The organism is Streptomyces antioxidans (assembly GCF_000968685.2).
Classification (GTDB): domain Bacteria; phylum Actinomycetota; class Actinomycetes; order Streptomycetales; family Streptomycetaceae; genus Streptomyces; species Streptomyces antioxidans.
In genome coordinates, this window is the sequence record NZ_LAKD02000044.1 from 1 (window position 1) to 21,736 (window position 21,736).

General features: G+C 68.6%; 16 protein-coding genes and 1 pseudogene. 12 read left to right on the plus strand and 5 right to left on the minus strand.

Going from position 1 to position 21,736, the window contains the following annotated elements; translation table 11 throughout:
• Positions 1-349: 349 nt before the first annotated feature.
• From VT50_RS18180 to VT50_RS18195, 4 genes are all read right to left on the minus strand, one after another.
• Entirely contained in the window at positions 350-1,120 is a 771-nt protein-coding gene (locus tag VT50_RS18180) for a succinate dehydrogenase/fumarate reductase iron-sulfur subunit (protein ID WP_046084009.1), read from the minus strand.
• On the minus strand, positions 1,117-3,072 hold the full coding sequence (locus tag VT50_RS18185) for a fumarate reductase/succinate dehydrogenase flavoprotein subunit (protein WP_046084008.1): 1,956 nt from the start codon (positions 3,070-3,072) through the stop codon (positions 1,117-1,119). The genes VT50_RS18180 and VT50_RS18185 overlap by 4 nt, the downstream gene beginning before the upstream one ends.
• A 16-nt stretch (positions 3,073-3,088) precedes the next feature.
• Positions 3,089-3,940, minus strand: coding sequence for a hypothetical protein (locus tag VT50_RS18190; protein ID WP_046084007.1), 852 nt, complete (start codon positions 3,938-3,940; stop codon positions 3,089-3,091).
• 74 nt (positions 3,941-4,014) lie between these two features.
• Entirely contained in the window at positions 4,015-4,299 is a 285-nt protein-coding gene (locus tag VT50_RS18195; protein WP_020868672.1) for a hypothetical protein, read from the minus strand.
• Between the two features lie 307 nt (positions 4,300-4,606).
• On the opposite strand from VT50_RS18195, the gene VT50_RS18200 reads away from it, so the two are divergent.
• From VT50_RS18200 to VT50_RS18245, 10 genes and pseudogenes are all read left to right on the plus strand, one after another.
• Positions 4,607-6,676, plus strand: coding sequence for an ABC transporter family substrate-binding protein (locus tag VT50_RS18200; RefSeq protein WP_046084006.1), 2,070 nt, complete (start codon positions 4,607-4,609; stop codon positions 6,674-6,676).
• 157 nt (positions 6,677-6,833) lie between these two features.
• The gene (locus tag VT50_RS18205; RefSeq protein ID WP_143645237.1) at positions 6,834-7,481 is read left to right on the plus strand and encodes a hypothetical protein; all 648 of its coding nucleotides are present in this window, start codon (positions 6,834-6,836) and stop codon (positions 7,479-7,481) included.
• 174 nt (positions 7,482-7,655) lie between these two features.
• Positions 7,656-9,551 carry a translational GTPase TypA gene (typA, locus tag VT50_RS18210; protein WP_046084004.1) on the plus strand — a complete coding sequence of 632 codons (1,896 nt, stop codon included), beginning with the start codon at positions 7,656-7,658 and terminating at the stop codon, positions 9,549-9,551.
• Between the two features lie 557 nt (positions 9,552-10,108).
• Positions 10,109-11,752: a peptide ABC transporter substrate-binding protein gene (locus VT50_RS18215; protein WP_046084003.1), complete on the plus strand. Its 1,644-nt coding sequence runs from the start codon at positions 10,109-10,111 to the stop codon at positions 11,750-11,752.
• 149 nt (positions 11,753-11,901) lie between these two features.
• Positions 11,902-12,828 (plus strand): ABC transporter permease, encoded by a 927-nt coding sequence (locus tag VT50_RS18220; RefSeq protein WP_046084002.1) that lies wholly within the window; start codon positions 11,902-11,904, stop codon positions 12,826-12,828.
• Entirely contained in the window at positions 12,821-13,786 is a 966-nt protein-coding gene (locus tag VT50_RS18225; RefSeq protein WP_107424828.1) for an ABC transporter permease, read from the plus strand. The genes VT50_RS18220 and VT50_RS18225 overlap by 8 nt, the downstream gene beginning before the upstream one ends.
• Before the next feature lie 11 nt (positions 13,787-13,797).
• Positions 13,798-14,856, plus strand: coding sequence for an ABC transporter ATP-binding protein (locus VT50_RS18230; protein ID WP_046084001.1), 1,059 nt, complete (start codon positions 13,798-13,800; stop codon positions 14,854-14,856).
• Positions 14,849-15,985, plus strand: coding sequence for an ABC transporter ATP-binding protein (locus VT50_RS18235; protein ID WP_046084000.1), 1,137 nt, complete (start codon positions 14,849-14,851; stop codon positions 15,983-15,985). The genes VT50_RS18230 and VT50_RS18235 overlap by 8 nt, the downstream gene beginning before the upstream one ends.
• Positions 15,986-16,329: 344 nt before the next feature.
• Positions 16,330-16,458, plus strand: a pseudogene (locus tag VT50_RS41390) (XRE family transcriptional regulator); the annotation flags it as partial.
• Between the two features lie 485 nt (positions 16,459-16,943).
• Positions 16,944-19,805, plus strand: coding sequence for a SpoIIE family protein phosphatase (locus VT50_RS18245; protein ID WP_078840519.1), 2,862 nt, complete (start codon positions 16,944-16,946; stop codon positions 19,803-19,805).
• 137 nt (positions 19,806-19,942) lie between these two features.
• On the opposite strand, the gene VT50_RS18250 is transcribed toward VT50_RS18245, so the two are convergent.
• Complete coding sequence (locus VT50_RS18250) at positions 19,943-20,380, minus strand: ATP-binding protein (protein ID WP_046083998.1); 438 nt, start codon at positions 20,378-20,380, stop codon at positions 19,943-19,945.
• Positions 20,381-20,537: 157 nt separating this feature from the next.
• On the opposite strand from VT50_RS18250, the gene VT50_RS18255 reads away from it, so the two are divergent.
• A complete protein-coding gene (locus tag VT50_RS18255; RefSeq protein WP_075200234.1) occupies positions 20,538-21,428 on the plus strand; it encodes a helix-turn-helix domain-containing protein in 891 nt (296 codons plus the stop codon).
• A gap of 12 nt (positions 21,429-21,440) precedes the next feature.
• The gene (locus tag VT50_RS18260) at positions 21,441-21,647 is read left to right on the plus strand and encodes a DUF397 domain-containing protein (protein WP_046083997.1); all 207 of its coding nucleotides are present in this window, start codon (positions 21,441-21,443) and stop codon (positions 21,645-21,647) included.
• Positions 21,648-21,736 lie beyond the last annotated feature (89 nt).

The window sequence follows — 21,736 nt, forward strand, 5'->3', positions numbered from 1 at the left end:
TCCCGAGCCACCGTAACCAGGGGCTGTGCCCCCCGGGTCTGCTCTTCCAGGGGCTGCGCCTCGAGCCACCGTAACCAGGGGCTGCGTCCCCGGGTCTGCTCTTCCAGGGGCTGCGCCCCGGGCCCCCTCTCAGGGGCTGCGCCTCGGGGCTCCCTGCCAAGGGCTTCGCTTCTGGACCCCTCTTCCATAGGCTGCGCCCCCGTGACCGTCTCCCCGGGGCTCCCTTCCGAGGGCTGCGTTCCTGGAGGCCGGGGTCTGGGGCGGAGCCCCAGTTTCGGGAAGGGGCGGGTAGGGGACTAGCCCGCCGCAGGCGACACGGCCCCTCGGCCCCCTACCGCCCAGGGCGAAACTACTCCCCGCGGCGCCGGATCTTGTTGCCGAGCCACACCAGCGGATCGTACTTGCGGTCCGCCGCCCGCTCCTTGAGCGGGATCAGCGCATTGTCCGTGATCTTGATCTGCTCGGGGCAGACCTCCGTACAGCACTTGGTGATGTTGCAGTAGCCCAGTCCGTGCTCCTCCTGGGCGGTGCTCTTGCGGTCAAGACCGGTCTCGGCGGCCGCGTCCAGCGGATGCATGTCCAGCTCCGCGACCCGCATCAGGAACCGCGGACCGGCGAACGCCTCCTTGTTCTCCTCGAAGTCCCGCACCACATGGCAGGTGTCCTGGCACAGGAAGCACTCGATGCACTTGCGGAACTCCTGCGAGCGCCCCACGTCCTCCTGCCACATCCGGTACTCGCCCGGACCCAGCCCCTCCGGGGGCACGAAGGACGGCACCTCACGGGCCTTGGTGTAGTTGAACGACACGTCCGTCACCAGGTCCCGCACCACCGGGAAGGCCCGCAGCGGGGTGATGGTGATCGTCTCGTTCCGTTCGAACACCGACATCCGGGTCATGCACAGCAGCCGCGGCCGCCCGTTGACCTCGGCGCTGCACGAACCGCATTTGCCCGCCTTGCAGTTCCAGCGGACCGCCAGGTCGGGGGCCTGGGTGGCCTGCAGCCGGTGGACGATGTCGAGCACCACCTCGCCGTCGTTGACCTCGACGTGGAAGTCCTTCAGACCGCCGCCGTCCTGGTCGCCCCGCCACACCCGGAAGTGGGCCTCGTACGCACTCACTGGGTCAGCTCCTCGTCCGTCAGGTACTTCACCAGCTCGTCCTTCTCAAACAGATTCAGCAGGTCGGGCCGGATGGGTGGCATCTCACGCCGCTCGAGCCGGATCTGGCCGTGCCCGGAGTCGGGGGCCGCGAGCCCGCCCGAGGGGTCGGAGAGGCGGCAGACCAGATTGAGCCGCCGCCATCCGCGGTCCATCTCCGGGCAGTCGTCGCGGGTGTGTCCGCCGCGGCTCTCGGTCCGCTCCAGGGCGGCCCGTGCCACGCACTCGCTGACCAGCAGCATGTTCCGCAGGTCGATCGCCAGGTGCCAGCCGGGGTTGAACTGCCGGTGGCCCTCGACCCCGGCGCGGCGCGCCCGGACCCGCAGACTGGCCAGCCGGTGCAGCGCCTCCTCCATCTCCTCGGCCTTGCGGATGATCCCCACCAGGTCGTTCATCGCCTGCTGGAGCTCCTGGTGGAGGGTGTACGGGTTCTCCGGCGGCCCGGCCGGGCCCGCGGTCTCGTCCGGCTCACCGGCCTCGGCGCTGAACGGGCGCAGCGCCTCGGCCGCCGCCAGGTCCAGCTGTGCCTCGTCCGGCACCGGGCGGGTGCCAGAGTCCGCGGTCTCCTGGGCGTAGCGGGCCGCGTGGAGCCCGGCGCGGCGCCCGAAGACCAGCAGGTCGGAGAGGGAGTTGCCGCCGAGCCGGTTGGAGCCGTGCATCCCGCCCGCGACCTCGCCCGCGGCGAAGAGACCGGGCACGCCGGTGGCGGCAGTGGTGTCCGGGTCGACGTCCACCCCGCCCATCACGTAGTGACAGGTGGGGCCCACCTCCATGGGCTCGGCGGTGATGTCGACGTCCGCCAGCTCCTTGAACTGGTGGTGCATCGAGGGCAGCCGCCGCTTGATGACCTCGGGGGACATCCGGGTGGAGACGTCCAGGAAGACCCCGCCGTGCGGGGAGCCCCGGCCCGCCTTCACCTCGGCGTTGATGGCGCGGGCCACTTCGTCGCGGGGCAGCAGCTCGGGCGGGCGGCGGTTGTGGTCCGGGTCCTCGTACCAGCGGTCGGCCTCGCCCTCGGACTGGGCGTACTTCTCCTTGAAGACGTCCGGGACGTAGTCGAACATGAACCGCTTGCCCTCGCTGTTGCGCAGCACCCCGCCGTCGCCGCGCACCGACTCGGTGACCAGGATCCCCTTCACCGAGGGCGGCCAGACCATGCCGGTCGGGTGGAACTGCACAAACTCCATGTTGACCAGCGGGGCGCCCGCGAGCAGCGCCAGCGAATGGCCGTCGCCGGTGTACTCCCAGGAGTTGGAGGTCACCTTGAAGGACTTGCCGATACCGCCGGTGGCCAGCACCACGGCCGGGGTCTCCAGGGTGAAGAAGCGGCCCGATTCGCGCTCGTAGCCGAAGACCCCGGCGACCCGGTCGCCGTCCTTGACGATCCGGGTGACCGTGCACTCCTGGAAGATCTTCAGCCGGGACTCGTAGTCGCCGGTGGCGGCCTTGTCCTCCTGCTGGAGGGAGACGATCTTCTGCTGGAGGGTGCGGATCAGCTCCAGGCCGGTGCGGTCCCCGACATGGGCGAGGCGGGGGTACTCATGGCCGCCGAAGTTCCGCTGGGAGATCTTGCCCTCCGGGGTGCGGTCGAAGAGCGCGCCCCAGGTCTCCAGCTCCCAGACCCGGTCCGGGGCCTCCTGGGCGTGCAGCTCGGCCATCCGCCAGTGGTTGAGGAACTTGCCCCCGCGCATGGTGTCGCGGAAGTGCACCTGCCAGTTGTCGCGGTCGTTGACGTTGCCCATGCTGGCGGCGATGCCGCCCTCGGCCATCACCGTATGGGCCTTGCCGAACAGTGACTTGCAGATGACGGCGCAGCGCATGCCCTGTTCGCGGGCCTCGATCGCGGCACGCAGCCCGGCGCCGCCCGCGCCGATCACGACCACGTCCCACGCCTGCCGCTCGACTTGCGTCATCGGATGAGCACCTCTCCTAGAAAAAGCGGGGATCGTCGAAGGCGCCGCTCGCCACCAGATAGACGTAGAAGTCCGCGACGGCGACGCTGATGAGAGAGGCCCAGGCGAGCTGCATATGGCGTGCGTTGAGCCCGCTCACCCAGCCCCAGAGCCGATAGCGCACCGGATGCCGGGAGAAGTGCTTCAGCCGGCCGCCGACGATATGGCGGCAGGAGTGGCAGGAGAGGGTGTACGCCCAGATCAGCGCGATGTTGGCGAGCAGCACCAGGGTGCCGAGGCCCATATGTCCCCAGCGGCCGTGCTCGTCCCGGAAGCCGAGCACGGTGTCATAGGTGAGGATCACCGCGACGATCACCGCGAAGTAGAAGAAGTAGCGGTGGACGTTCTGCAGGATCAGCGGGAAGCGGGTCTCGCCGGTGTACTTGGCGCGCGGTTCGGCGACCGCGCAGGCGGGCGGTGAGGCCCAGAAGCCCCGGTAATACGCCTTGCGGTAGTAGTAGCAGGTGAGCCGGAACCCCAGGGGGAAGATCAGGATCAGCAGCGCCGGGGAAAGGCCCCACCACGCGCCGAAGATCTCCCAGTTGGCGCCGCCCTTCATGGGCACGCAGTTCTGCGCGATGCAGGGCGAGTAGAAGGGCGAGACATACGGCTCGGCGTAGTAGTCGTCCCCCGCGAAGGCCCGCCAGGTCGAGTAGACGATGAACGCGAACAGTCCGGCGGCGGTGAGGGCGGGGGAGAGCCACCAGCGATCGCTGCGCAGATGGCGGCCGGGGATGGCGGCGCGCGAGGGGCCGTGCACGCCGTGCGGGGCCGATCCGGAGTCCGCCGGTGCGGGCGTGGTGGTGTGGGGGTCGGTGCCTGTGGCCAAGGGGAACTCCGCGGTGGAGTGGTATGGGGGGACGGTGGGGTGCGCCCCGTGACGGGGGGCGCGCCGGACCGTCCCTAGGGCGCGTGGCGATCGCGCGCGCCGAGGCCCTCGTCGTCGACGTCCGACCACAGCGCACTGTCGTACGGGGCGTCGGGGACCGGAACCATTTCGGGGCGTGATCGCTCCACGGGGGCCGTCTCGCGCAGCAGCGCGAGGCTTTCGCGAAGGTGGTCCGCGTCGGTGCGGACGCGGCGTATCTCCAGCCCGCCGGCGCCCACCCGCTGCTCCAGCCGGGAGACGGAACGGACCAGGTCATCGAGACAGCGCTGGACGGCCGTCAAGTCGTCGTTCAAGGACATGACTTGCCCTCACTTCCGCGGTTGCGGTTGGCGACGCTCATGCGACAGCGAGTGTTACGCGCCGCGGTCCTGGTTGTGAAGGGATCTGTCGGGATTGGCGCCTTCACCGGCGGGATTCCGCCGTCGTGCGCCGGAGCGCGCGCCCGCCGCGTTGATCCGGGCGGGTGATCCTTTCCCCTCATGGCCGTCTCCATGGCCCTCTCGGCGTGCTGTCCCATGAACCGTCGCTTTGAGTGAGGACTATATGCGATCAGCGTCACACTATGCCAAATGCGCATATGTCCGTCACCCTGCGGAGGTACGAGCCATGCCCATCACCAAGCGCCGCCGCGCCATGCTGCTCGCCGCGGGAGTGATGCTGCCGCTGCCCGTACTGACCGGCTGCAGCTCGGAGGACGACGGCCCGCCGCCGCGCGCCGCCTGGGACATCGCCTCCGCGGCCCGCTCCGGGACCGCGGGCACCGGCACCCTGCGCTGGGCCCTGGACGCGACGCCCACCACCCTCAACGCCTTCTCGAAGACCGCGGACACGGGCACCCAGCGGATCGCTGGCGCGGTGCTGCCCTCCCTCTTCACCCTTGACGCCCGCGGCCGGCCGCAGCGCAACGACGACTATCTGACCGCAGCCGACGTCACCTCGACCGATCCCAAGCAGGTCGTGGTCTTCAAGCTCAACCCCAAGGCGGTGTGGAGCGACGGGCGCCCGATCGGCGCGGAGGACTTCGAGGCCCAGTGGAAGGCGCTGCGCGGCACCGACGAGAAGTACGGGACGGCGCGCAACGCCGGATACGACCGGATCGCCAAGGTCGAACCGGGGGAGGGCAAGCACGAGGTCAAGGTCACCTTCGCCAAGCCGTACACCGACTGGCGCTCGCTGTTCACACCGCTGTACCCGAAGAGCGTGATGGGCAACCCGGCGGTCTTCACGGCCGCGGCGAACAAGGGGCTCGAGGTCGGCGCCGGGCCCTTCACGGTCCGCCAGGTGACGGACTCCGAGGTCACCCTCGTCCGCAACCCCCGCTGGTGGGGCGACCGGGCGCGGCTGAGCCGTGTGGTCTTCCAGGCGGTCCCGGCCGAGAAGCGGGCCGAGGCGCTGGCCGCCGGGCGGCTGGACCTGGCCGAGGTGGACGGGGCCACGGCCCGGCGCATCCAGGCGACCGCCTCCAGCAAGCGGGCCGCGGGGGCCAAGCGGGGCTCCCCGGCCCCGGGCAAGGCGGGCGCGCCGGAGCCGTCCACGGACGGCCGGGAGGCGGGTGCTCAGGGCGCGGCCACCGGCGACACCGACAAGAACCCATCGGGGACCCAGGCGCGGACCCGGGCGCTGAGCAGGTACACCCTTCGCAAGGCCCTGGACCCGGCCTACACCCAGCTCGCCCTCAACGGCACCAAGGGCCCGCTCGCCGATGAGCGGGTGCGCCGCGCGGTGGCCCGCGCGATCGACCGGAAGGCCCTGGCGAAGCTGGTGCTCAAGCCGATGGGGCTGCCGTACGAGCCACTGGGCAACCATCTGCTGATGGCGGGCCAGCCGGGCTACAAGGACCACAGCGGCGCCCTCGGCGACCCGGACACCAACGCCGCGCAGTCGCTGCTGGCGGACGCGGGCTGGCGGGTGGGCGGCGACAGCGGTCGGCAGAAGGGGGTGGACGGCAAGACGGACGACCGGGGCGGCCGCCACAGCGCCCCGACCCCCGACAGCGCCTCCGGCACCGCCTCCAGCACCGAGTCCGGAACCGCCTCCAGCACCGCGTCCAGCACTGCGTCCAGCACCGAGTCCACGAGCACACCCGGTGCCCGGCCCGCGGCCGGTGACGCCCGGCGGTCCGAACGCCTCCGGGAGACGGCGGTCGTACGGAAGAAGGGACGGCCGCTGGTGCTGCGCTTCGTCCTCCCCGACGACCAGACCGGCGCCCGGCTGAGCACGGTCGGCGAGCGCATCGCGCGGATGCTGGAGAAGATCGGCGTCCGGACCGAGATCACCAAGGTCTCCGGCGAGAGCTACTTCCGGGACCACATCGCCACCGGCGACTACGACCTGGCCCTCTACTCCTGGCCCGCCTCCGCGTACCCGGCCACCGATTCCCGTCCCATCTACGCCAAGCCGCAGCCCGCGGCCGACGGCTCCCTGGTGGTCGAGCAGAACTACACCCGGGTGGGTACGGACCAGATCGACCAGCTCTTCGACCAGGCGCTCTCCGAGCTGGACGGCGGCGCCGCGCGCTCCCTGGTCAGCCGGGCGGACGCCAGGATCTGGGCGGCGGCCGGATCGATCCCGCTCTATCAGCGGCCCCAGCTGGTCGCGATGCGCAAGGGTTTGGTCAACGCGGGCGCCTTCGGCTTCGCCACCCCCCGCTACCAGGACATCGGCTTCCGGAAGTAGGGAGCCGCCGGTGAGGTTTCCCGCGAGGCTCCGGTGCCTCACGGGAATCCTCTGAAGTCGCTCAACTGCCTTGCTGGTGTGTCCTCTCGTTCTGGATCATGTGTCTGATCACGGTCATGCCGCGCCGACCGCGCGGCGGACAGAACGGGGAGCGCGGATGAAGCCCACATGGACTACGGGGATCGCGGCCATGATGATCGCCGCGACGGCTGTCGGGTGTTCCTTCGGCGACGGCGGCCGGAGCGACAGGGGAGCGTCCAACGACATCGGAGCGAGGCATGCCACCGCCTGCGACCACGGCAGCTACACCTGGTTCAACGTCTCCCGGCGCGCGGTGGTGACCGATATGGACCAGGGCCGGTACGACAAGGGGGAGGCGCTCAGCACCAAGCGTCTCAAGCAGATCGCCTCCTACACCAGGTCCGTCCGTACCGGAAACGGAGCCGAGCTGCCCTCGACGACGGTGTACCGCTCCCTGGCCGCTCATCTGAAGACGGGCGAGGGGCTCGCGGGCGATGGGACCAACGAGAGGGGGAGGACCACCAAGGACGAACACGACAGCTGGGCGTACCGGAAGGCCGAGTCCCCCGGGCGCTATGTCACCGCTCGTGCGGTCCCTCTGGTCGAGGCCGACTTCCAGTACCGCTGCCCCGGCGACCCGGCGGTCACCGGCCATGTGGTGACCTGGGAGATCCCCTCGGAGATCATCGTCGAGTGTGGACGGAAGCCCGAGAAGAACCGCGATGACGGCGAGCGCGAGGCCGCCCGGCTGGGCTGTCGCAAGGGCGATCCCGCCGTGGCCTGACGGCCGTGCCGGGCTGTGGGGACGGGCCGGGGAATCCTGCCGGGATGGGCTGCGGCGTCCGGTCCCGCGCCGTCCCCGTACCATGGGGGTGAGGCCGAGGCGTGATCAGCCCGGCGGAAGGCGCGCCGCCCAAGGAGCGCGTCGCCACCCAACAACCGGGAGAAGCGCGCTTTCATGCCCACGCGCCACGACATCCGTAACGTCGCCATCGTCGCCCACGTCGACCATGGCAAGACGACCCTCGTCGACGCCATGCTCAAGCAGGCGGGCGCGTTTGCCGCCCATCAGCAGGTGGACGACCGGGTCATGGACTCCAACGACCTGGAGCGCGAGAAGGGCATCACCATTCTCGCGAAGAACACCGCCGTGAAGTACCACCCGGCGGACGGCGGCGACCCCGTCACCATCAACATCATCGACACCCCCGGCCACGCCGACTTCGGCGGTGAGGTCGAGCGCGGGCTGTCCATGGTCGACGCGGTGGTCCTGCTGGTGGACGCCTCAGAGGGGCCGCTGCCGCAGACCCGCTTCGTGCTGCGCAAGGCGCTCCAGGCCAAGCTGCCGGTGATCCTGTGCATCAACAAGACGGACCGCCCGGACTCCCGGATCGACGAGGTCGTCAACGAGGCGTACGACCTCTTCCTGGACCTGGACGCGACCGAGGAGCAGATCGAGTTCCCGATCGTCTACGCGTGCGCCCGCGACGGCGTGGCCTCGCTGACCAAGCCGGAGGACGGCACCGTCCCGGCCGACAGCGACAGCCTCCAGCCGTTCTTCTCCGCCCTGCTGGAGACCGTCCCGGCGCCCGAGTACGACGCGGCAGCCCCGCTCCAGGCCCATGTCACCAACCTGGACGCGGACAACTTCCTCGGCCGCATCGCGCTGCTCAGGGTCGAGCAGGGCGAGCTGAAGAAGGGGCAGACGGTCGCGTGGATCAAGCGCGACGGCACCATCGCCAACGTCCGGATCACCGAGCTGATGATGACCGAGGCGCTGACCCGCAAGCCCGCCGAGGTGGCGGGGCCCGGGGACATCTGCGCGGTCGCTGGCATCCCGGACATCATGATCGGTGAGACCCTGGCCGACCCGGAGAACCCGATCGCGCTGCCGCTGATCACCGTTGACGAGCCCGCGATCTCGATGACCATCGGCACCAACACCTCCCCGCTGGTCGGCCGCGGTCCCGGCGGCAAGGGCGCCGACAAGTCGGCGGTGAAGGACCGCAAGGTCACCGCGCGGCTGGTCAAGGACCGGCTCGAGCGCGAGCTGATCGGTAACGTCTCGCTGCGCGTGCTGCCCACCGACCGCCCGGACGCCTGGGAGGTGCAGGGCCGCGGCGAGCTGGCGCTGGCGATCCTGGTGGAGACCATGCGCCGGGAAGGCTTCGAGCTCACCGTCGGCAAGCCGCAGGTGGTCACCCGGGAGGTCGACGGCAAGGTCCACGAGCCGATCGAGCGCATCACCATCGATGTGCCCGAGGAGCACATGGGCGCGGTCACCCAGCTCATGGGCACCCGCAAGGGCCGGATGGACAACATGTCCAACCACGGCTCCGGCTGGGTCCGCATGGAGTTCATCGTCCCCTCCCGCGGTCTGATCGGCTTCCGCACCGAGTTCCTGACCGCGACCCGCGGCACCGGTATCGCCCACTCCATCCACGAGGGCCACGAGCCGTGGTTCGGCGAGCTGAAGACCCGTAACAACGGCTCGCTGGTGGCCGACCGCGCGGGCGCGGTGACCGCCTTCGCGATGACCAACCTCCAGGAGCGCGGGGTGCTGTTCACCTCGCCGGGCACCGAGGTGTACGAGGGCATGATCGTCGGCGAGAACTCCCGCTCCGACGACATGGACGTCAACATCACCAAGGAGAAGAAGCTCACCAACATGCGGTCCTCCACCGCGGATGTGACCGAGTCCCTGGTCCCGCCGCGGCTGCTCTCGCTCGAGCAGTCCCTGGAGTTCTGCCGCGACGACGAGTGCGTCGAGGTGACGCCGGAGACGGTGCGGATCCGCAAGGTGGTGCTGGACCAGAAGGAGCGCGCCCGCACCGCCGCCCGCGCCAAGCGCTGACGCGCCCGCCCACGCGCGGACGCACCTGCCCGGAAAGTTTTCCGGTTGAATCCGTGATCGACGCGCCCGCCCGCGCGCGGACGCACCACGGCGCACCACGGCGCCGATCACTGAGCGTAGGCGCCCCACTGTGCCTCGGTGAGCTGCCAACGGCCCGGATCCACCGCCGCCACGGCGGGGGTCCGGGCCGCTGCCATGTCAGCAACCTGCCAGTCAAACGGTTATCCGGTTCTCCCTGTCCGAATATCGGAGTTTGGGCTCCGCATGATGTGTTAACAGTCCGTTTCGCGTGTGTCTGTCTGAAGCAGTTTTGTCCGGATTTCAAAGCTCCGCGCGTAGATGCTGTGACCAAAGCGAGACCCATAAGGTGTGGTTTAAGGGCCGGACGTGCTCAATCATGGGGTCCATTGAGCTCGGGTCAATGGGTCACACGCTGTGGGGAGCGCGGGCCTACGAGCGCATCTGGGGGGTTCCGGTCCCTTTCGCTGTCAGGGGTGTCAGCGTGTCTCCGGGCGCCCCCTCTCGTAGTGACAGTGGACTCCTGAGGAGGCAAACCCATGCGCGGTGCCAAGAGCGCCAAGTGGGTCGCGTTGGCAGCGGTCGTGGCGCTGGCCGCGACCGCCTGTGGTGGTAACGACAGCGACAGCGGCAGCAATGACATGAACAAGGGCACGGCGGACCCGAACGGGATACTCACCGCCCAGCTCGGCGAGCCGCAGAACCCGCTGCAGCCGGCGAACGCGAAGGAGAGCCAGGGCAGCCGCGTGCTGCGGGCGATCTTCGCGGGTCTGGTGGACTACGAGCCCGGCACCGGCAAGCTGGTGTACGTCAATGCCGAGTCCGTCACCCCCAACAAGGACTCCTCCGTCTGGACCGTCAAGCTCAAGCCGGGCTGGAAGTTCCACAACGGCGAGGCCGTGACCGCCAAGTCCTACGTGGACTCCTGGAACTGGTCCGCCAACGTCGCGAACAACCAGACCAACTCCAGCTGGTTCCAGGACATCAAGGGCTACGAGGACGTCCACCCGGAGAAGGGCAAGCCCAAGACCGACAAGATGTCCGGGCTGAAGGTCGTCAACGACAACGAGTTCAAGATCGAGCTCAACAGCTCGGTCTCGTACTTCGCCTACAAGCTCGGCTACGACGTCTGGGCCCCGCTGCCCAGCGGCTTCTTCAAGGACCCCAAGGGCTTCGGCGAGAAGCCGGTCGGCAACGGCCCCTACAAGTTCGTCTCCTGGGACCACAAGAAGCTGATCAAGGTCCGTAAGTACGCGGACTACAAGGGCCCGAACAAGGCCAAGAACGGCGGCATCGACTTCAAGAACTACACCACCGCCGACGCCGCCTACTCGGATCTGCGCTCCAACAACCTCGACTGGATCGAGCAGGTCCCGACCACCGCGCTGACCAACTACAAGACCGACCTGGGCAAGCGCGCGATCGACGAGGAGTACTCGGCGGTCCAGTCGGTCGTCCCGGCCTTCTACACCAAGCAGTTCAAGGACATCGACCCCAAGGTCATCCAGGGTCTGTCCATGGCGATCGACCGCAACACGATCACCAAGACCGTGCTCCACGGCTCCCGCACCCCGGCCGACAGCTATGTCGCCCGCGGCGTGCTCGGCTACAAGGCCGGTGCGCTCAAGGAGCAGGTCAGCTACGACCCGGCCAAGGCCAAGGCGCTCATCAAGCAGGGCGGCGGCGTCCCGGGCAACAAGATCTCGATCCAGTACAACGCCGACCAGGACCACAAGCCCTGGGTGGACGCGGTCTGCAACAGCATCCGCAAGGCCACCGGCGTCGACTGCGTCGGCGACTCCAAGCCCGACTTCCAGGCCGACCTGAACGCGCGCGACAAGCACCAGGTCAAGTCCATGTACCGCGGTGGCTGGGTGCTCGACTACCCGGTCAACTCGAACTTCATGAGGGACCTCTACGGCTCCAAGGCGGCCGGTAACACCAGCGGTTACGCCAACAAGGAGTTCGACGAGCTCGCCAACAAGGCCGACAAGGCCGCCACGCTCGACGACACCGTGAAGCTCTACCAGCAGGCGGAGCAGGTCCTCGCCAAGGACATGCCGGCGATCCCGCTGTGGTTCTACAAGGTCAACAGCGGCCAGTCCAACAAGGTCCTGGGGAAGATCCCCTACGGCCAGGACGGCGACCCCATCTTCACCGACGTCCAGGTGAAGAAGAAGTAATCATCGGGACCGTCGGCCGGTGCCGCCGCTCCTCCCAACCGGGGAGCGGCGGCACCGGCCCGCAGGCGTGAGGCCCGCAGCTCATCCCCCCACCCGCGTGGCGCAGACGAGACGTGGCCTCCGCCGCCCCCCAACGGCATGGAGGCATAATGGGGCGCTACGTCGCTAGGCGACTGCTCCAGATGATCCCGGTCTTCATCGGGACTACTCTGTTGATTTTCCTCATGGTCCATGTACTGCCCGGAGACCCCATCCGGGCGATGTGGGGAGAGAAGGCCGCGGACCCCGCGCAGGTCGCGTCCCTGCGCCATGAGTTCGGGCTGGACCAGCCCCTGTGGAAGCAGTACATCGACTACATGGCCGACCTCTTCCAGGGAGACTTCGGCAAGACCTTCGGCGGTCGCCCGGTCTCCGAGGAGATGGGCATGGCCTTCCCGGTCACCCTCCGCCTCGCCGCGGTGGCCCTCACCATTGAGATCATCGTCGGCATCGGGCTCGGTGCCTGGGCCGGTCTCAGGGCGGGCAAGGCCGTCGACACCGGCGTGCTGGTCTTCACGCTGATCGTCATCTCGATGCCGGTCTTCGTGCTCGGCTACCTCGCTCAGTTCCTCTTCGCGGACGAGCTCGGCTGGCTGCCACCGAACGTCCAGGATTCGATGAACCTCCAGCAGCTCCTGCTGCCGGGGTTCGTCCTCGCGATGCTCTCCATGGCGTATGTGGCCCGGCTGACCCGGACCACCTTCGCGGAGAACCTGCGCGCCGACTACATGCGCACCGCGCTCGCCAAGGGGCTGCCGCGCCGCCGCATCATCGGCGTCCACCTGCTGCGCAACTCGCTCATCCCGGTGATCACCTTCCTCGGCACCGATGTCGGTGCGCTGGTCGGCGGCGCGGTCGTCACCGAAGGCATCTTCAACGTCCAGGGCGTCGGCAATCTGCTCTTCAAGGCGCTCGGGCAGCGTGAGGGCTCCACCATCGTCGGGGTCGTGACCGTCTTCGTCCTCGTCATTCTGCTGATCAACTTGCTCGTCGACCTGCTGTACGCGGTCCTGGACCCGAGGATCCGTTATGCCTGAGCCGCTGACAGATACGACACTCGCTCCCGGCACCCAGGCTTCCGTCACCGAAGTGACGGCGGCCAAGGACCCCTCGAAGGGTTCGGGACCCGGCAAGCCGCGCTCGCTGTGGGGCGACGCCTGGTTCGAACTCCGCCACCGCCCGCTGTTCTGGGTCTCGGCCGTGCTGCTGGTACTGCTGCTGGCCATCGCGGCCTTCCCCGGCCTGTTCACCGACGCCCACCCGCGCGACGGCGATCTGACCAACCACTTCCTGACCAAGCCCCAGCTGAGCCACTTCTTCCAGGCCGACTGGTTCGGCTACGACGGTCAGGGCCGCTCCATCTACGCCCGGGTCATCTACGGCACCCGCGCCTCGATCCTCGTCGGCGTCGGTGTGACCGCGGCGGTGACGATCTTCGGCGGTCTGCTGGGCATGCTGGCCGGGTACTTCGGCGGCTGGATCGACTCGATCATCTCCCGGATCGTCGACATCTTCTTCGGTCTGCCGTTCCTGCTCGGTTCGATGGTCATCCTGAACGCCTTCGCCGAGCGCAAGGTGTACGTCGTGATCGCGGCCCTCGCCTTCCTCGGCTGGACCACCATCGCCCGGGTGATGCGCAGTTCGGTGATCACCGCCAAGCAGGCGGACTACGTCACGGCGGCGCGTGCGCTCGGAGCGGGCACCAACCGGATCCTGTTCCGGCATGTGCTGCCGAACGCGCTGGCCCCCACCATCGTGGTCGCCACGATCGCGCTCGGCGCCTACATCTCCGCCGAGGCCACGCTGTCCTACCTGGGCCTGGGTCTGGCCGACCCGACGATCTCCTGGGGCATCGACATCTCCGACGCGAAGGACGCCATCCGGGACAACCCGCATGTGATGTTGTTCCCGGCCGGAATGCTGAGCCTCACGGTCTTCGCATTCATCACGCTCGGCGACGCGGTGCGCGACGCCCTCGACCCCAAGCTGCGCTGAGGAGGGCGTACGTGACCACCATCGAGAAGACCGCGGACGACGCCGTCCGCGAGGGTGCCGGAGACGACGGCACCCCCCTGCTGGAAGTCCGCGATCTGCATGTGGAGTTCCACACCCGGGACGGTGTCGCCAAGGCCGTCAACGGTGTCAACTACAGCGTCCGCGCCGGTGAGACGCTCGCCGTCCTCGGCGAGTCCGGCTCCGGCAAGTCGGTGACCGCCCAGGCGATCATGGGCATCCTCGATATGCCGCCGGGGAGGATCCCGCAGGGGCAGATCCTGTTCCGGGGCGAGGACATGCTCACCATGGCGGGCGAGGAGCGCCGTAAGATCCGCGGCCGTAAGATCGCCATGATCTTCCAGGACGCGCTCTCGGCGCTGAACCCGGTGCTCTCCGTGGGCTATCAGCTCGGCGAGATGTTCCGGGTCCACGAGGGCCTGTCCAAGAAGGACGCCAAGGCCAAGGCCATCGAGCTGATGGACCGGGTCCGGATTCCGGCGGCCAAGGAGCGGGTGAGCGACTATCCGCACCAGTTCTCCGGCGGTATGCGCCAGCGCATCATGATCGCCATGGCGATGGCGCTGGAGCCGGACCTGATCATCGCCGACGAGCCGACCACGGCGCTGGACGTGACCGTCCAGGCCCAGGTGATGGACCTGCTCGCGGAGCTCCAGCGCGAGTACCACATGGGTCTGATCCTGATCACCCACGACCTGGGTGTGGTGGCGGACGTCGCCGACAAGATCGCCGTGATGTACGCGGGCCGGATCGTCGAGACCGCGCCCGTGCACGAGCTCTACAAGCGCCCGGCCCACCCCTACACCCGCGGTCTGCTGGACTCCATCCCGCGCCTGGACCGCAAGGGGCAGGAGCTCTACGCGATCAAGGGACTGCCGCCCAATCTGCTCAAGACCCCCTCGGGCTGCGCCTTCAACCCGCGCTGCCCCAAGGCGGAGGACATCTGCCGTACGGACGTCCCCGCCCTGGTGCAGGTCACCGAGCAGGACGGCACCGAGCTGCCGGGCCGCGGCAGCGCCTGCCACTTCTGGAAGGAGACGATCCATGGCTGAGCTCAGCCCCGACGCGGAGGCCACGCCGAACGTCTCCGAGGTGGAGGTCGTCGACGCGGCGACCGAGGACGAGGCGGTCGACGCCATCGAGGCGCCCGTGGAGCGCGGCGAGCCGATCCTCCAGGTGCGCAATCTGGTCAAGCACTTCCCGCTGACCCAGGGCATCCTCTTCAAGCGGCAGATCGGCGCGGTCAAGGCGGTCGACGGCATCTCCTTCGACCTCTACCAGGGCGAGACGCTCGGCATCGTCGGTGAGTCCGGCTGTGGCAAGTCCACCGTCGCCAAGCTGCTGATGACCCTGGAGACCGCCACCGCGGGCGAGGTCTTCTACAAGGGCCAGGACATCACCCGGCTGTCGGGCCGCGCGCTGCGGGCCGTACGGCGCAACATCCAGATGGTGTTCCAGGACCCGTACACCTCGCTCAACCCGCGCATGACGGTGGGCGACATCATCGGGGAGCCCTTCGAGATCCACCCCGAGGTGGCCCCCAGGGGCGACCGCCGCCGCAAGGTCCAGGAGCTCCTGGACGTGGTGGGCCTCAACCCCGAGTACATCAACCGCTACCCCCACCAGTTCTCCGGCGGCCAGCGCCAGCGCATCGGCATCGCGCGCGGCCTCGCCCTCAACCCGGAGATCATCATCTGCGACGAGCCGGTCTCCGCGCTCGACGTCTCCGTTCAGGCGCAGGTCATCAACCTGATGGAGGGCCTGCAGGACGAGTTCAACCTGTCCTACATCTTCATCGCCCACGACCTGTCCATCGTCCGGCACATCTCCGACCGGGTCGGCGTGATGTACCTGGGGAAGATGGCCGAGATCGGCTCCGACACCGAGATCTACGACCACCCGACGCACCCCTACACCCAGGCGCTGCTGTCGGCCGTCCCGGTCCCGGACCCGGAGTCGCGCGAGGGCCGCACCCGCATCATCCTCACCGGCGACGTCCCCTCCCCGGCCAACCCGCCCTCGGGCTGCCGCTTCCGCACCCGCTGCTGGAAGGCCGAGGACAAGTGCGCCGAGGAGACCCCGCTGTTGGCCATCCCCGAGCGCTTCGCCACCACGGATTCGCCCGCGGCACATGAGTCGGCGTGCCACTTCGCGGAGGAAAAGGACGTGGTCCACGCGTAGCGCTACCGCGCCAGTCGCCGTTTGAACGACGAGGGCCCCCGGGACCGTGCTGATCACGGCCCGGGCGGCCCTCGCCGTCGTTCAGGCCGCGACCTCGCGACGCGCTGCGTCCAACAGCACCCCGATCTCGGCTGAGGCCCGCCGGGCGTCCTCGATGCTGGGCGCCTCGCCGACGGCCGCCTGCAACTCGAGGACTCAACGTATGGTGACGCGTTGGTCGCGATGGGGCAGGCGTCGGGCAAGGGGTGGTGGACGGAGTACCGGGATCGGGTGCGGCCGTCGCTGCTTGACGTCGCCGAGTTGGAGGCTGGTGCCCGCGCTCTCCGAACGTAGCCCTTCAGGTCATGCCCTTCGATGGGCCGGTGCCGTTCGGCACCTCCTTTACGCGGGCCGAGCCCGAGGTATGTCAATTGAGCACGGTGGTCGTGGGGCATGTGGAGAGGTCGCCTTACCTCGGTGACCCCAGTGGTCTCGTTCGACACGGGGATGCCTTCGCTAAGGTGTGCGAAGTGGCGTTGCCTCCCGTGGACGCAACGGTCTCACCGGAGGCACATGACGCCAAGGACTCGCTGGGCCTCATCCAGCGACTCCTGTATCCCCTGCTCTAGGAGAACGAGGGGGAGTTCGACCGCATCGAAGGTTGACCGGCTCACGCGGGACCCGGCATCTGGAAGACGCCATCGAGGTGGTGGATCACTGCCACCGGCCGATCATCGACGTCACCGGTACGTTGGATCTCGGCTCTCGCGCCGGTCGGCGGGCACTCTGGCCGGCCCTCCGAGGCGAACCCAAGGAATCAAGGTCCCGCATTTCCTCGGTTTCACGGCCGCCGGCTTGATGCAAAGGATTCACAGAAGAGCCACATGATACAATATAAGGATAAAAACGGGCATGGGTGCGTCCTTTTTGGGCGCACCCTGTAATTCGGCGCAGGGATATTTGCTGGGTAGGTTTTCTTATGACCCTTGCTGAGGGAGGTGCGCTGGGCGGGCAGAAGCCCGGCAGTGCTGGCGCTGTAACCGCTGTGGTCGGGGTCGATGGCATGCTCAAGGGGTGGAGCAGGGGGGCGGAGGGGCTTCTGGGCTACACAGCGGGGGAGGTGGTGAACCGCTCCGCCGCGGTTCTTCTGGAGCCGCCGGAAGAATGCCGAGTGGCTGCCATTGCCGAACAATGGCGCATGCACGGAGGCTGGAGGGGCCGTGTTGTGCTGCGGCATAAGGACAGCCGGCCACGGAGTGTGGACATTCAGGTATCTCCACTATTCACCGTGGAGCGACAAGACTGCGTACTGATTACCGTCGGCGACAACAGTATGTCCGGAGAGGCTACCGAGCTGCGGAGGGCGCAGGAGCGCCTGGCCCTGCTCAGGGAAGCCGACGTGTACATCGGGAACACGCTGGAGATGCGGCGGACCGCCCAGGAATTGGCGGACTTCGCGGTGCCCCGCCTCGCGGATGTGGTGACGGTCGACTTGCTGGAGCCGGTCCTGCGCGGGGATGAGCTCGACCCGGAGCCGCCTGAGGGCCAGGCCGCGCTGCGGCGTGTAGGGCAGCAGTCGGTCCGCGGGGGCGTCGGGGAACTTGCCGGGCAGACCGCCGTGCCGGCGGGTGCTGCGGAATGGCTGACGCGGGCCCCGCGTCTGGGGGATGACACACCGCGGATGACGCGTGGCCACCGGGACCGCTCGGCCGCCGGGTGGCGCGGCGAAGACGGAGAAGGACCGGCTTCGCGGATGGTGGTTCCGATGTCCGCCCGCGGCACCGTCCTGGGCGTGACCCAGTTCATCCGGTTCCAGACTCGGGAGCCCTTCGGGGACGACGACCTCCTCCTGGCCGAGGAGTTGGTCACGCGAGTCGCGATCTGCGTGGACAACGCCAGCCGCTACACCCGCGAGCGCACCGGAGCCCTCGCTTTGCAGCGAAGCCTGCTCCCGCATGTCCTGGCCGGCGGGGCAGCCGTGGAGGCCGCCTCCCGATACCTCCCCGCGGGCGGCGTGAAGGGCCTTGGCGTCGGTGGCGACTGGCTTGACGTGATCCCTCTGTCAGGTTCCCGGACCGGCCTGGTGGTCGGCGATGTGGTCGGGCACGGCATCGAAGCCGCAGCCGCCATGGGGCGGCTGCGCACCGCCGTACTCACGCTGGCCGAGATGGACCTTCCCCCTGATGAACTGCTGGCTCACCTTGATGATCTGGTCATGCGCCTCGCCGAGGACGAAGCCGATGAGACAGTCGCCCACGCGCTCTTGGGCGCCACCTGCCTGTACGCGGTATATGACCCGGTCACTCGGCGGTGCACCATGGCCCGCGCCGGTCACCCCGCGCCGGTACTGGTCGAACCCGGCGGTCTGGTCACCATCCCGGACCTACCCAGCGGCCCCCCACTTGGCCTCGGGTACCTGCCCTTCGAATCCGCTGAGATGGAACTTCCTGAGTCAAGCCTGATCGCCTTTTACACCGACGGCCTCATCGAGTCCTTCGACCGTGACATCGACCTTGGCCTCGACCGTCTGAGCAGCACGCTCGCACAGTTCCACGAGGCCCCGCTCGACGGCCTCTGCCAGAAGGCGGCCGACAACCTGCTGACCGGGCCGCCCAGTGACGACGCCACCCTGCTCCTGGTCCGCACCCGCGTCCTGAGCGCCGGCCAAGTCGCCTCCTGGGACCTGCCCGCCACCCCTTCAGTCGTCGCCCGCGCCCGCGCGCACGCCGCTGAGCAACTGGCCGCATGGGAACTGAAGGAGCTGACGGTCAGCACGGAACTGATCGTCAGCGAACTGGTCACGAACGCCATCCGTCACGCCACGGGCCCCATTCGCCTCCGCTTGATCCGCCATGACACCCTGACCTGCGAAGTCGCCGATGCCAGCAGCACCTCCCCCCGCCTGCGCCACGCCCGCACCACAGATGAGGGCGGCCGCGGTCTCTTCCTCGTCGCACACACAGCTCACCGCTGGGGCACCCGCTACACCTCCAACGGGAAACTCATCTGGACCGAACAAGACCTGCCCGCCGCGTGGCGTGAGGCGGACCAAGCGCGAAAGATACGCCGCCACGTGGCCATGGCCGCCGGGCCCAGGCAGCTGCCCCTGAGATCTCTGATCCCCCGCGACCGGCTCGTGGCATGGACCAGCGCCCTGCTGTCCCCGCTGGACGCAGAACAGCGCCGCACCCTGGACGCCTGGCTTTCCCACGGCTCGGTCGCCTTGGCGGCCCGCGAGCTGGGCCGCCCGCCCGCCACACTGCGCAGGCACCTTCGCCGGGCCGCCACAGCGCTGGACGCGGACCTGGACCAGGCCTGCGTGCGCGTGCGGCTGTACCTGGCGCTGCGCTCGGAGATCGAACTTCCCTCAACCGCGAACGAACCGGTCGAACGGGTGGACCCGGCCACGGACTGCCTCGTGTGGCTGGTGGACCTCCCCACTGCCCGCCACTGGGCGGCGGACCTGGTACAGCCACTGAACGCCACGCTGCGGCACACTCTGATGGAGTGGTTGGAACACCACGGGCACATCCAGCAGGCCGCCGATGAACTCGGAGTGCACCGCAGTACGGTCAGCCGCCGTATCGGACACGCCGCGGATGCGTTGCAGGCGGATCTGGATCACCCCGGCACGCGAGCACACCTGTATCTGGCACTGCTGACCGTGCACGTCACATCCCCTGGCGCCACCCTCCCGGCTGGTGCGCCAGGCCGGGGAGACTGGCTGACCCGCGCCACCAAGGCGTCCCGTCCCATCGAAATGGGCGACGGACAGACGGCCGCCCCTCGCCGGGGCGCGGGGGGCGATGTGACCGACGACCACGTTCTCGGCATCGGGTAGCCGCACTGAGGTCCAGGGAGCGCACGGCGACCCGCAGGGCCTGTTCGGTCAGCGGCGGCATGGGGAACAGCGGCTCGTTGTGGGAGTCCTCTATGGGCTGTGTGCTCACGGCGCTGTCTCCTCCGGTGTGCCGTAGGTCATCCAGTTTGCCCCATCACGGGTGGCTGCGGGTTCAGCGTGAACCATACGGCCTTGCCGGTGACGCCCGCGTCCTTGTCGGTGTAGTCGTGTACGCCCCAGGTGTCGGAACACGACTCGACGAGCGTGAGCCCGCGCCCGCCCTCGTCCTCGTCGTTCGCCGCCACCGGCTGCGGCAGCCCGCAGCCGGAGTCCCATACGGTGACCCGAAAGTCGGACGGCGACGGCTCCCAGTCCATGCTGACGTACGCGTCGGTGGTGGTGTTCCGGTACGCGTTGGTGACCAGCTCCGATACGAGGAGTTCGGCCGTGTCCACGATGCAGTCGAGCCGCGCCGCCCTCAGGATGTGACGGATGGTGGCCCGTGCGACGCCCACGGCGCGTGGGTCGTGGGGGATGAACAGGCCGTAGGACCAGGGCTCTTCGGGCGTGCGCATGGGGCAGCCTCCGGGTGAGTGCCTACTGTGACTGGCGCCATACGTAAAGTAGCGCTACGGCGCGTATATATTCAACCCATTGGCGATGGTGAGGTTACGCAGTGGACGCGTGCACGTGCCCTGCGCAACACTCGCCCGCAGGAGAGAAGGGAACCGCATGGGACTCAGGGGCGATCCCACGTACCGGCAGCGCCGCTTTGGCGCCGAGGTACGCAGACTGCGGGAGGCGGCGGGACTGACGGTTGGCGAGGCGGCTGAAGCGGTGGGCATGCGCCAGCCGCACTTCAGCAACGTCGAAGCCGGTCGCACAGGCCTGTCGGCCGACCGCTTCCGGAAGCTAACCCAGGCGTTGGGTGGTACGTATACATATCCCGTCGATGCCTTACTGACCCTGGGGCAGGCATCGGGGAAAGGGTGGTGGAGCGACTACCGCGCAACCCTCGGTGCGACTCACCTCGACCTGGCAGAGCTGGAGGCCGGAGCCGCCTCCCTGCGCAACTACGAGCTGCTGTTCATTCCAGGGCTGCTCCAGACCTTCGAGTACGCGACTGCCGTGCATAGCAGTGGCTTCTCGCCGACCGTAAGTGAAGTACGTGACGCAGCCGTAGAGTTCAGGATGCGGCGCCAGGGGGTCCTGTCGGGCGAGCGGCCTCCCCATTTCCACGCCATCATTCATGAGGCGGCGCTGCGTGTTCTCTACGGAGGCCGGGCGGTGATGCGTGATCAACTGCTGCGGCTGATCGAGCTGTCGCGCTTGCCGAACGTCACGATCCAAATCGTCCCCATCGACAACGAGGGAAGCGCGGCCTTCAGTCACCCGTTCATGGTGATCGAACCCGGCGTGGTGGAATTGGGCACGGTGCTCGTCGACCAGGTGGGCAAGGCGCAGTTCCTCGACGAGCGCCAAGCGCTTGCCGAGTACGGAGAATCGTTCGTGAGGCTGAGTGAACTGGCGCTGCCTCTGGTCGATGCTGAGGCTGTGCCGGAGGCTCGTACGGCGAAGGATTCCCTCGGGCTCATCCAGCACATCCTCTATCCGCTTCTCTAAGGAGACAGCTGCATGTCCTCGCTTCCGTGGCGGAAGTCCAGCTTCAGCACGGGTGACGCCCCCAACTGCGTCGAACTCGCCGCAGACCCCACCGGCACTCCCCACCTCCGCGAGAGCGAAGACCCGGAGGCCGTCATATCCACAACCCCCGCCGCGCTCCGCGCGTTTCTGCGGGCCGCGAAGGCGGGGACACTGGACCGCCCCTCCAGGAGTGCTTGATCTGGCGCAACTAATATGTCAAACGTTTTCGCGAGGGGTACCCCCACCCCCGGCAACCCGGGGCCGGTCCGGCGGTCCGGCGGTCCGGC